Raw genomic sequence first — 12,668 nt, 5'->3', positions numbered from 1 at the left:
CCTGCGGTCTTTCGCCGCATCGAACCATGATGGCGATCACCAAAAGCGATAGCCGACCGGCTCCCCAGCGCACCCACAAGCAAGCCACGCGGTGACCTAACAGAGGAGCAAGTACAACCAGTACGGAAGTTGAACGATCCCCTTGCGAGGAGTCTCAATCGGTTGTCTGCCCGCAACTGTATCACCAGCGAGCAAGAAGCCGAGCGGCACGTCGTACGCCTCCATGAACTCTTGAACGGCATCAAGTGACTCCTCACGCTCGCGTGACTGATACGCCAGTCCGACCGGAACGGGTGTGCCACCGACCTCGAAGACGAAGTCGACTTCTCCACCACGTCCACGCCAGTATTGAACGGACGGCGAGACGTCGTTGCCCTGTATGGCGTTGACACCATAGGCAAATCGCATTGTATGGTCGAACGCTGCGACGCGAGCGAGGTCGGCTTCGCGGTCGAAGTCATTGCGGACAGCCGAGGCATCGTCGTCAGCCAGCGCGGTCACCAGCCCCGTGTCACGCAGATAAAGCCGCACCGACCGAGGTCGACTGTTGTCATACTCGGTAACGCCGGTTAACAGGTACAGCTCTGCTAGCGCGGGTAGATAGCTATCGGCGATCGTCCGCCGGTCAACGTCGAACAAATCAACGAGGTCCTGATACCGGAAGAGATCGGTCCCCCGATTCCGGGCCGCGAGCGCACACAGTCGCTCGAGATCAGCAATCGTCTGAATCGATTCGAAGCCCGGAACCTCTTGGTACAGCGCATCACGAACATCCTCACGAAGACGGCCGTAGTCATCTGGCGTCAGCTCCTCAGCCGACTCGGCGGCGCCGTCGAGATCGTAGCTGATGGTCCCGCCCATTGCGAGATAGTCGACGACCTGTGACTGGATGCGTCGTTCAACGTCTGCAACCTTCTCGTACTTCTGGCGGAGCTCCTCGACGAGTGGCGTAATCTCGCCACTCTGCAGAGCCGCTGGCAGACTGTTCTCCCCGGTCCGCAGTGAGGTGGGGCTCACGCGCTTCTCTTCGTCCTCGAGGTCCGGATACAGCGTGAAGAGGTAGTCCCGGAATTTCTCGGGGAGAATCGGCTGGATATCGTAGTCAGTGGGTGGTATGGCGACGCTTTCGAGTTCCCGTTCGACCTGAATGCCGGCGCTTGCAGTGACGATAACGTGGCGTTCTGGGACATCCTCCAGTACCTCCACAACTGGCGTTCCCCATCCGTTGATGGTTGGCTTGTTCGGATGCTCGATCTGGTGGACGTCGTCGATCAGAATGAAGTGGGGGGTGTTTGCCTCGATGCGGCCGAGGATCCGACTCTCATAGTAGCGAACTGCACGCCGTAGCTGTTCGTCCGATTGGAGTTGGTGGAGTGGGTCGGCATCGAAGGGGAGATAGAGAAATCGTTCTGGATCGTCACCATCGGTGATCCGCTGGTGGACGAACTGGTGGAGGAGCGTGGTTTTTCCAACGCCTCGTCGTCCAACGAGTCCGAGCAGTGGTTGGTCTTCGAACTGGCTGCCGGAGTCGTTGGGGCGGGTGAGGTGGTAGAAGTCGCTTTTCTGTCGTGCAGGAAGCGAGAAGGCCCCCGTCCCGTGTTCCCACCACGGATTGTGATCGTGGAGCGCTCGGACGAGAGCGTCACCAGCGTCGATAGACATGATCTCGTTGCCTGACCCATGATGTCCGTTCCAATGATTGTTTCGACTCAACACCCCACAGTGTAGCGGCGATTACTCAGGATCTATCCGTTCTACGGCGTGCGATACCCGCCACAATATCGCGTAATGCACATCGCAGAGTGCTTTTTCCCCATCTTACACCACTATACCGCTCCTCGCCGAAGCATTTATCTCATTATAGCGCACACTGATGGGTGTAGGAGTGTGGAAAGCCGCATCGTGATGGTTATTTTGCCAGCCCGTCTCCAGCGGAGGCGAATACACCATCGCCAATCACCCGTTGACTGCCCGGGGAAGGGCAGTCAAAACTGACACCATGAATACGACCTACGCAGATATAGACGAGGGGAAGCGTCTCGACATCGCGGTCGAGTTCATCACCCAGCGAGGGATCGACTGCGACGGGAAGCGCGTCCATCGCTTGCTGGTCGCCGATCAATCAGGCAAGCAGTTTCCAGTACTCGCGACGCTCGACAGTGCAGCCCTCTTGTCCCTGAAAACGGGGGCCATGCACCGTATCTCCGGGATGCTTGGGGCGCTCCCTGCCACCTCATCAAAGGAGGGTGGAGCTGAGTGTCCCCACTGTGGCGGGGAGCTTCGGGCTGGACGAACAGTCGACGCGGCTGGCCCAGTCTTCGCCGAGGCCGCCGCCGAGCTCTCCCTCGACGAACCGTTCGGAATCATCGATGCCAGAGCGACCGCCCGTCGCGTTCGGGAGGACCGCTCGCTCGTCGACGACTGGACGCCGATGGACGACGACAGGTCGGTCACCCCACCCGACTACGTCTGTGAGTCCTGTGGGCGCCACGTCGACGCATACGAACTTCGGGAGACCGCCGAGACCGACCAGATGCTCGAAAATCAGGTGATGGAGAGCGCATCACCGGCCCCAGCAAGTGTGGACATGGCGAGCCCGGAGACGGTCGGTCTCGCCGCTGGCGGGGCGAAAGACGTGGCCAACTTTCGGGAAAACGTCGCGAACGGGTATACGCCACAGCCGGAGGCGATCAGCGACGAGGGGCTGTTCTACGACTATCACTTCGAGACGGGCACGCGGACCGAATCGGAGGCCCTGTTCGCGCCGCGCTACGCGGCTGCCGTGAGCGACCACCCGATCAGTGGGGAGACCGAGCGCTACCTGTCGGTGGGGCTGGATTCGACGCTCTCGGTCGACGAGTTCGAGCGGCCGCGGCTGGATCTCGTCGCCGTCCTCGACGTCTCCGGGTCGATGGACAGCGCCTTCGACGCGTACTACTACGACGAACACGGGCGCAAGCGCGAGGCCGAGGACGATGCGGCGACGAAACTCGAAGCGGCGACGCAGTCGCTATGCGCGCTCACCGAGCAGCTCCACGACGAGGACCGCTTGGGCGTCGTCCTCTACAACCACCGCGCCCACGTCGCGAAACCGCTTCGTGATATCGGAACGACGGATATGCCGGCGATCCGTCGCCACATCCGTGAGATCGCTGCTGGCGGCAGTACGAACCTCGCAGACGGTTTCGAGGCGGCCGTCGATATGCTCGTCGACGAGACGCCCAGTCCCGACGTTGAGCGCCGTGTCGTCTTCATGACCGATATGATGCCAAACACGGGGGCGACGGGGGACAGCGAACTCACGCAGCTGTTCGCGGACGCGGCCGCCGAGGGAGTCCACACGACGTTCATCGGGATGGGGCTGGACGCGAACGCGGAGCTGGCGGACACCCTGTCGGGCATCCGCGGGGCGAATCACTACTTCGTCCATTCCGCCTCGGAGTTCGAGCGCCGGCTGGGCGACGAGTTCGACTATATGGTCACCCCGCTGGTGTACGACCTAAACCTCGACCTCGACGCAGACGGCTACGAGATCGAGGCAGTCCACGGGTCACCGTCCGCGGACGCCGCGACCGACCGCCTGATGCACGTCGGGACGCTGTTCCCCTCCGCAAAGCAGGATGGCGAGGCTCGGGGCGGCGTCGTCCTCGTTCGTCTCGAGCAGACGAGCTCGGACGCCGATCTCGATCTGGTCGCCTCGTGGACGGAACGGGATGGTGGCGAGTACACCGAGCGCGTCACCGTCGACGTCCCCGACGAGACCGGTACCTATAGCCATAAGGGCGTCCGGAAGGCGGTCGCATTGGCTAGGTACGCTCGCGAACTTCGGACGTGGGCGGCAGACCTCCACGACCGTGCTGACGCCGCGACTGGCGTCGACGACTGGCTGCTCCCCGACCAGCGCGGCCAGCACGAGCGCGAGTCCGTCCCGCTGGTCGTGCCTGACCGGTATACCAAGCGGTTCGACCGGCTTCGCAGCTACCTTGCAGACGAGATGGCGGCTGTGGGGGACGAGACGATACAACAGGAGGTGGAACTCCTGGAGACACTGTGTCAGAAGGCGCCCACAACGCCGCACGAGGTGAGCGACTGATGTTCGTGTTCGCGTTCGACCGCGACTGGACCGTTGACGTGAATCCACATCCCCGCCACGACGCCGTCCCGCTGGAGTGGGTGCGTCATCTCGCGCATAAGACGCCGCACGCGGTCTACGCTATCGGCAATCAGACGCTGGCCGACGAAGCGGCGATTCCGGGTGTCGTCGACATCGTCGGCCGCCACCCCGACGATTGGGACGCGTGGCTCGGTGAGAAACAGCCCGACGGTCGGTACGAGCAGTTCCCGCTCCGGCGCGAGCGTCTCTCACTCATCGCCGACCTGCACCCGGACGCCGACGGCTACGTCGTTGTCGACGACCTCGATCTGAGTGATGTCGACGGGTGGGAGCACTACCACGCGTGGGAGTTCGTTCCCGCGGTCGAACGGGGAGACATCCATCCCGACTTCCCGTGGATTCGTGACTTAGAGACCGACGGTGGGATCCCGTCGTCCGCCGGGATTATGCCTGCGAACGCGTCGATGCTGTCGTCGTTTCTCGACGACCACGCTGATGCGCCCGGCTTCGAACTCACGTATATCGACGATGGGGCCGAACGAACGCAGCTGTGCCACGACGTCTCCCTTCACGCGGTGACACTCGAACGCCCCTCGGCAGCGCCGGCGCTCCAATGCACGCCGCTGGCACCCGATAGTGACCAGTTTACCGTTCCCGTCGATGCAATCGAGTTGCTCTCCGTGGTCGATCCACCACCGGATCGCTACACGGCGGGCGCAGGGACGCCTGCCGAGGAGGCAGCCGGGCTCCGCCGACTCGCTGATACACATCCAGATGCGGTCCGTATCTCGTCGCTTCTCGCACTTCTGGACCGTGAAGACAAAGATCGGGTTCGAGATAAGGACGCAATCCAGGCACTCCGTCGGGTGGCGGCGGTGCGTCCAGAGGAGTGTACGCCGGCGATTCCAATCCTCCGGTCACTGCTGGCACGTGACGAGTTACTGGATCGGGCCGACGTGCTGGCCACTCTCCGAGCGATTGGTGATGCCGACCCGGGAGCGATCGCTCCGCTCACCGACGAACTCGTACCGTATCTGCAGTCAAACGTTGTCTCCGTCAGGCGTGAAGCGACCAGATGTATCGCCACGATTGCTGACGAAGACCCCGAGGATGCTGTGGACGCCGTTCCGGCGCTTGCAACTATCATTGAGGATGACGCCGACGGACTCCAGTACGCGGTGTACGCACTCTCGCGGATCACGCGCGAGTATCCGGAAGAAGTGAAACCGGTCGCGGAGACACTTGGGGAAGTCACCCTCCGTGACTCGTTGTCCGACAGCGTTCGGTTGAACGCGACCGCTGGGCTCGGCCGGATCGTCGGAGAGTACCCGAGCGTCGGCGTCGAGATCGTCGACGACGTCGCGACTCTGTTCGACGTCGACAACCCCAAACTCCGGAACAACGCGATCGGACTAATCGGCGACGTGGCGATTGTTCACACCGACGTGGTCGAGCCATACACCGAGGAGGTCACTGAATTGCTGACCGTCGACGACACGTACACACGAATCAATGCGAGCGGTGCCCTCAGCCGCGTCGCCGAGGATTTCCCGGATTCGGTCGAACACGTCACGTCGACGTTCGTGGAATTACTGTCGGACGAGAATCCGCTCGTCCGTGAAAACGCTTGCTGGGCGCTCGGACACCTCTGTGCTCGAGACGCGACCTCGGCCCTGGAAGACCGAGCACGTGATGATGACAACGCCGATGTCCGCACGAGGGCATCGTGGGCGCTCGCCCAGATCAACGCATGAGACCGGTCTGGACCTCTCGCTTACTGACTCGGTCCGGAGAGTTCGCTGGTGTAGAACTATCCGAGAGGGATAATATCGTGAATCTATGACAATTGAACGTAACGCAGAGGGGTGTCTCCTCGGGTTGGCCTGTGGTGACGCACTAGGTCGACCAGTCGAATTCAACAGCGCCGAGGAGATCCAATCCCAACACGGCGAAGTGACGGAGATGCTTGGTCACGGCACGCACGGCCAGCCACCGGGGACGATCACTGACGACACCGAGATGGCGCTCTGTATCGCGGAGAGTCTCGCTGACAGTCGCGGGTTCGATCCGGCCGATGTGGCGGATCGGTTCGTCGACTGGCTCGATTCTGGGCCGTTCGACATCGGACTGATGACGCGTGATTCCCTATCCCGGATCAGACAAGGAGCTTCGTGGGACGACGCTGGTCCGGACGTCTGGGAGTCGCGACCGGAAGGCTCCAATGCCGGCAACGGAAGCGTGATGCGGTGTGCACCACACGCGATCGCATTTCGTCACTTTGACGCGGAACTCACTCAGGTCAGTCAGCTTTCGTCGGCGATCACACATGCCGACCCGCGCTGCCGGTGGGGCTGTGTGATTCTCAACCGAACACTCGCAAACCTGATTCGCGATGAACGCGACCCACTCGGAACTGCGCTCAAGAATACCTATTCAGCTCCAGACGAACTTCGAACGGCGCTCACGCAGGTGCAGGAAGTCGTCACTGGCGACCGCGACGCGGCAGCGTTTGAAGCCCAGCTTGCGACCTCTGGATACGTCGTCGACTCGCTTCAGGCTGGGCTCTACTACGGTTTGACTGCTGAGTCTGCTGAAACAGCGATCGTTCAGGCTGTGAACAATGGTGGCGACACGGATACTGTCGGTGCGATCGCCGGCGCTGTCGCTGGCGCTCGATTCGGATCGACCAATATACCGAATCGATGGACCGAAGAGATCGAAGAATCTGGCCGTCTCAAGCGATTAGCACAGCGATTGTTGACGATCCGGATGCAGATCCCCGGTAAGGGATATACGACTATGGATGATGGGACCCTCGTGTTCAAGGAACGCACCATCGAGGGGCCTGCGTATATTTCGGCTCGCGAATTTCAGGAGGCGACCATCGGACACCGTACCCATCCCGCGCCACATCGTACTATCAGCACTGCGTACCACGATCTGACGCCGGCGACGGCTGCGATGCTCGACTGGGAACGGCGAGCGTACGCGGTCGACAGTGGCCGATCTTCCACCTACGCTGCCCCACAGACCGACCTCGATGAGGAACCGGGCTTCTCACAGCCGACGCTCGTTCCTGTGCCACAGTATCCGTTCGTCGACGCCTTCGATGAGCTCCCCGACCAAGATCAGCAACGAATCAAGCGTGACGGGCAGGCGGCAGCGGACGCGTTCGTTCGGGCGTACGCGGCGTTCGCAGGGATTCGGCACCCAATAACTAAAACCGAGACCGACACGGTCGGCATCGAACGCATGGATCCGATCGCGGGGGCGACGCGAGTGCTAGTCGGCACGTTCGCCGACGCCGGCAAAGTGTTGTTGCGAAGCAACGAGAGTGGTGGCTATGACTCGCCAGCGGAGATCGAAGGAGCCTTCGATACCTCGATCGCTGAAGAGATCATTGCTGACCACCCACGCGCCGTCCACGAAGTTGCCGAAATCTTCCCGCAATTAGCAAGCGGTACAGGAGCTATTCTGGATTACGTCACCCGGCTTCGTCTCCCGCAGCAGCAACGGACGTTGACGGACACCAGTCCAGAGGATCAACTTGCGGACCTCCGTGATAAGGCTCACACGATGGTCGGAGAACTCCATGTCATGTACGAATCGCTTCGACGCGTAGCAGTCCGGCATCCGGAGATCGAGCACGAGCAATGGCAAGCCACCACCGCTCAGTCAGGGGGTCGCTGAACAATGGTTGATGCGTGGCTCACAACGATGACCACGAACCTGGAAGCGGTCATCAACCCTCTCATCGCGGCCTGTGAGGAGGGATTCCTCCCCGACGAACTGTACGTACTGGAGAACCCTGGGGTCGGTGACCAATTCGATGATATCACGTCTATGATGGAGCGTGTGGTCGTCGAATACGGCGGTGAGGATCCTGGCCTCTCCGTGACGCAGCTCGAGACGGAGACAGATTTCCAGGGCATCGTCGAACACTTTCGTGAACCGATTGCCCAGATACAGGCCGACGGGGGTACGGCAGCGGTCGATGTCACTCCTGGTCGAAAGTTTATGTCGGCGATCGCGTTCCAGGCGGGGATTCAGTTCGAGGCCGACCACGTCTTCTATCTCTACGTCTCGAACAACCGCTTTTACGGCCGATTGTATCCCGATGTCCCCAGACCAGTAATCGAACTTGTTGATTTCCAGGAGGTTTTCTAATGCAGCTTGCTCGCCACCACATCACCCATCTCCTCAACGCGCTCTACACAGAGGGTATTACGTCAGTTAGTGTCCGGCACCCGTGTGAGGAGATCGGAGAACTCCTCGAAATCGACCTCTCCGATCCCGTCGCAACCACGGTCCGATTCACACAGGGGGCGCTCACGTATCAGGATTCCCGTGAGGAACTCCATACGATGTATGGTGAACAGGCCTACGACGATCTGCCTGACAAGGATACCTACATCCGAGCGCTCGTTGCTGGTGGTCTCGTCGACATCGAAAATCGCGAAGACGTGGAGACGTTCTTTCGCCGACAGGGCCACCCCGACCTTGACGCCGGCCATCAGCCCGTGGCACTGGGCATCGATACGAACCTCCTCGCCTGGCGGATGCCGGACGTACTCCGACTGGATCCGGAGCGATACAGTGACGACAAAGGGCGGAGTCCAGTCAATGGCTTTGCCCTCGCGACGGGTATCTACGAGGAACTCAACTGGCACTACAACCACTACGAGACGCGAGCCCTCGAGGATGCGTTCGGGTCCGAGTTCGCACGGCTGGACAATCAGCCGGCTGGGGCGAATCGTGAAGGATTCCTCGGCCTCTACGAATATCGTCGCCTTCGCGACCATCGATATGCCGATACGATTGAGAGTGAGACGGGTGACGAGGCGATTGTCGACGCCTACGCTGAGTACGACCAAGATAGCCGAAAGCGAGTTATTCTCCTTAGTAATGACCACGGGTTCGTCGAATTAACTCGTGAGGCCGGGGTACTTGCACAACATGTGAGTTTCCCGGTTGACATTCCACGGAAGGTGACTGTTACATGGGACGAACTACAGGATGCGCTCTACACGCTCTCGGTGCGGTTCGGCGTTCTGCGACTCCCAAAGGTAACGCTGTACGGGGTGTGGAACGGCAAATCTGGGGAGGACTGGCAACGACGGCGTCTAGATGTCGATTGCCGTAGCGAAAACGTCCGTGAGAAATTACGGCGTGATCATGCAGTCACAGCTGAATACGAGGCGACAAAATGAGCGTCAGCCCAAAATTGTCGGACGCTCTCAGCCAGCCCCTGAAATTTGGGGGTTGACCTAACTCTAAGTGAACCGGATGATCAGGTGATTCCGGCAGCATCGAATGCGTCTCGAATCCCGCCGAACTCCTTCTTGTAGTAGTAATAGGAGAACTCGCTGTGTTCGTCGATGTCGCCCGTCTTCGGCCGACCGTCGATGACATCGTCGATCTCTCGAAGTTCTTCAATTAGTGTCGAACGGAGGGGGCTTCCGGATGCCCGGTGCTCGGTGCTGACATCGAGTACGGCCAGTAGTTCATCCCAGCCGTCAAAGACAGACCAGTGGGGAACTTCTGGTATCTCGACATCCAGGTCAACGGACACCGGACCGTTGAAACCGATGTCTGCCTCACTCACACTGGGATTCCCATCGACATCCTGGACCATCTCGCTGGATTTCGGGAATCGTCCGAGTGCTTCAGCGAGCGTTGTCCCGTATTCGATCCAATCCTCACGGACAGTGTCTCGTACCGGATACGCACCCTGCACATCTCGGCCTTCGAGTGCGTCGACAATCCGTTCGAGTTCGTGGGCCTGCGGATCAGCCTGATTCGTCTCGAAGGCACGCAGCCGGTTGGTGGAGCACCCTGCTTGCTCGGCGAGTCTCGATCGGGGGACGTCCAGCTCTTCACGACGCGCCAGAATCCGCGGCCCGGTCGGAAACGCAGCGGTAGCGTTCTCCTCAGGTATCGTCGCGAAGACTACATCGGCCAGTACGGACAGTCGTGGACTCACCGCTCCGTTCTCTAGTGCGGCGATGTAACTGCGGTGGATGCGTGGGGCGTCTTCACCACGGCGCTCGATGTCACTTCGCTCCTTGTTGGCGTCTTCCCGATATCGTTTGATGTCCTCCGGACTGGGAACCGACAGCGCCACTGTCGGATCAACCGGGAACTGAGCGACTCGCGTCAGCGGCTCTAGGACGGTGTCACTGTCACCCCCAGAGCTGTCGGGGGCGTCGCAGTCGGAATCGAAGCCAGACCCGATTTGGTCAAGGGCGTCGGTGGCGTCGTTCCAAAGGTGATGTGACGGCGTCTCGGCGATCTTTTGTATTTCTTGTTCGGTACGCTCTGTTCCGGCGAGCGCGGCCAACTGGACACCAAGCGTACCCACCCGGACCTTGTCGTGATTGAGAAGGTCGATGATCACGTCGGCATTTCGCTCTGCCCTCACTCCGAGTCTGTCAGGGTCCTGCTCGACGAGCGTTTCGACGATGTCGACTGCATTTTTGCGAACGACCTTCATCGACTCCCCCTCCGTATTTACATCCAACAGCAGGCGACCGAGGTGGGGAACGAGGGTATCGGGCCGCTTGGAAGCGACTGTCGAGAGAAGAGTTGCGACGCTCTGGTTGAGATGGTATAACTCGCGCCCACCGAGGGCGACGTTTCGATCGACTGGTTCTTCGGACCCTTTCTCCGAGTCGTCAAGAGACGCAGAGATGGTGGCCATCAACCCTGATCCAATGATTTCTCCACGTCGGTTGTGCCCGTGCTGGAGAAGAGCCACCAGCACGTCGTTCTTGTCGGCCGCGACGATGCTTTCCACGATCGCTGCACTCCCCTCTTGATGCTCGTGGACGCTGAGAACTTCCGTGACCGGCAGCATCATCTTCGGCGGCATATCTTGAGCTAGTAATTCAAGCAACTGATCGAGGGTGGCCTGGTACTCAACGAGGTCGACTGGGGGGAGTCCTTGCAACGCTTGTAGCGCCCGGATTTGAGAGTCCGTATCGTCGCCCGCGACCACGCGGTGCAGCCGCTTTACGATTCGTTCTTGTGCCACGTCATTCTTGAGCAGTTGCTGGAGAACGGCGACAGCACTCTCTGACTGGTGGCCGTCGGGATATTCCAACAGGTGAAAAACCTGATCGAGTGTCGGCTTGAACGCCGATGGCGCCTCCTCGGCGAGTGTCTTGAACAGTCGAGGAATGTCCGTTGTCGGCCCTCGAGAAAACTCATTGTCGGCGAGTCGGTCCACAAATAAAGGGACGTGGGGCGCAAACGGCGTAGGCTCCTCCTGAACCGCTGCTTTGATTTCGCCCACAATGTCGTCGTCTCCAGATGACTGCTCCTTGAGCCGGGTCAGCAACTCCTCGACATCGCCACGAGAGGTTTCGCGATCGTACTCCTCGATCACGGATCCGTCCGGTGCAAGCAGCGCGGAAAAGACGCCGCTCGGCTGCTCCGCGACCAGAAACCCCTCGCCTTTGGGATCGTACTTGACTGAGCCGTAGTCGGTGAGCGTCGTCTGTGCGACCGTTCCATCGTCAAGACATTCGCACAACACGACGACCTCCTGGTACTGTTCCCCCACGTGGCCAGCATAGCCAAACTGCCGACCGTCGGGGCTGATTGTTACCTCCTCAATCGACGCCATGCCTGTCTTGAAGACCCGACGGCCCGTTTCATCGTAGACAATCACGCTCGCGTCAGTCACACCAGTCCCTATGATAACCGCTCCGGAGTTGGATACCGAACAGTAATAGCTCCCAGGCGTTTCGAACTGGTACCGGAGTCGGTCGCGGGTGAAGACGAACCCAATCTGTTCATCGGTGTCCATACCGAAGAACGTGGCTCCATCCGGGGCAGTCGTCAGCTCAAGGGACCCACGATCGTCAGCGTATTCGTATCGAATCTGCTCGCCATCGGCTAGTTTGTCAAACCGAAGTGTCAACTCGGAGTCCGGTACGACCAGCCGGTCTCGAGGATCGAACAGTGGTCGGCCGACCAACGACTGCATGACATTGGGAATTGAAACCGTGAGTTCGATTTCATCCCCCTCATCAGTCGTAGCGACGCCGTCCGCCGATAACTGCTCATGTGAGATTGCTTTGACTTCTGTGTGGTCCTCCCCTTCGAGGACACCCCCTGCCACGAGCGTCGGGAGGAGTTCGTTGATGCTATCTTCGGCCTCCTCAGCCGTCGCGTTCGTGAGATTGATGAGGAATGCCCCCTGATTGACAAAGACGAACGTCTCGTCCCCGAACAATGGCTGATAGAGGAGTCCCGGGAACTCAGTCGGCGAGTATCGTACTGCCTCCGTGTCGAGGTCCTCCGCGAGCGTTTCGTTGTGAACGGGTTGGAGTAGCTGTACCCAGTAGTATGGCTCCTCAGGCGTGATGCCGAACTCCTGTCCGGCTACCTCGACCGCCGACTTCCGCGCTCCCATACACATCATACCAACTGGACATCTAATTAAAACACCTGCTAGCCCGAGCATCACCAGCTGATGCGTTTCGGCCGGACGGTACGGGAATCGGATCTACGCTCTTGCGCGGACGGGCGATTTTGGTCCGACTCCACT

The 12,668-nt window shown here is 60.2% G+C and carries 7 protein-coding genes; 5 read left to right on the top strand and 2 right to left on the bottom strand.

Annotation, left to right across the window (positions count from 1 at the left end; genetic code table 11):
* Positions 1-96: 96 nt before the first annotated feature.
* On the bottom strand, positions 97-1,662 hold the full coding sequence (locus tag BMW35_RS14830; RefSeq protein ID WP_089670465.1) for an ATP-binding protein: 1,566 nt from the start codon (positions 1,660-1,662) through the stop codon (positions 97-99).
* 337 nt (positions 1,663-1,999) lie between these two features.
* Here BMW35_RS14830 and BMW35_RS14825 point away from each other — a divergent pair, with 337 nt between their 5' ends.
* The 5 genes from BMW35_RS14825 (at position 2,000) to BMW35_RS14805 (ending at position 9,324) form a co-directional block, all read left to right on the top strand.
* Positions 2,000-4,093: a vWA domain-containing protein gene (locus BMW35_RS14825; protein WP_089670464.1), complete on the top strand. Its 2,094-nt coding sequence runs from the start codon at positions 2,000-2,002 to the stop codon at positions 4,091-4,093.
* Positions 4,093-5,868 (top strand): HEAT repeat domain-containing protein, encoded by a 1,776-nt coding sequence (locus BMW35_RS14820; RefSeq protein ID WP_089670463.1) that lies wholly within the window; start codon positions 4,093-4,095, stop codon positions 5,866-5,868. The genes BMW35_RS14825 and BMW35_RS14820 overlap by 1 nt, the downstream gene beginning before the upstream one ends.
* An 85-nt stretch (positions 5,869-5,953) precedes the next feature.
* Entirely contained in the window at positions 5,954-7,804 is a 1,851-nt protein-coding gene (locus tag BMW35_RS14815) for an ADP-ribosylglycohydrolase family protein (RefSeq protein WP_089670462.1), read from the top strand.
* A 3-nt stretch (positions 7,805-7,807) separates the two neighbouring features.
* Positions 7,808-8,281, top strand: a complete 474-nt coding sequence (locus tag BMW35_RS14810) for a hypothetical protein (RefSeq protein WP_218138632.1) — start codon at positions 7,808-7,810, stop codon at positions 8,279-8,281.
* Complete coding sequence (locus BMW35_RS14805) at positions 8,281-9,324, top strand: hypothetical protein (protein ID WP_089670461.1); 1,044 nt, start codon at positions 8,281-8,283, stop codon at positions 9,322-9,324. Before BMW35_RS14810 ends, BMW35_RS14805 begins: the two co-directional genes overlap by 1 nt.
* A gap of 80 nt (positions 9,325-9,404) precedes the next feature.
* On the opposite strand, the gene BMW35_RS14800 is transcribed toward BMW35_RS14805, so the two are convergent.
* Positions 9,405-12,533, bottom strand: coding sequence for a homing endonuclease associated repeat-containing protein (locus BMW35_RS14800; RefSeq protein ID WP_143052217.1), 3,129 nt, complete (start codon positions 12,531-12,533; stop codon positions 9,405-9,407).
* Positions 12,534-12,668: the final 135 nt, after the last annotated feature.

This window comes from Halobacterium jilantaiense (assembly GCF_900110535.1).
GTDB classification, from domain to species: domain Archaea; phylum Halobacteriota; class Halobacteria; order Halobacteriales; family Halobacteriaceae; genus Halobacterium; species Halobacterium jilantaiense.
The sequence above is the reverse complement of the archived record's forward strand: the minus strand, read 5'-3'. Positions and strand labels throughout refer to the sequence as shown.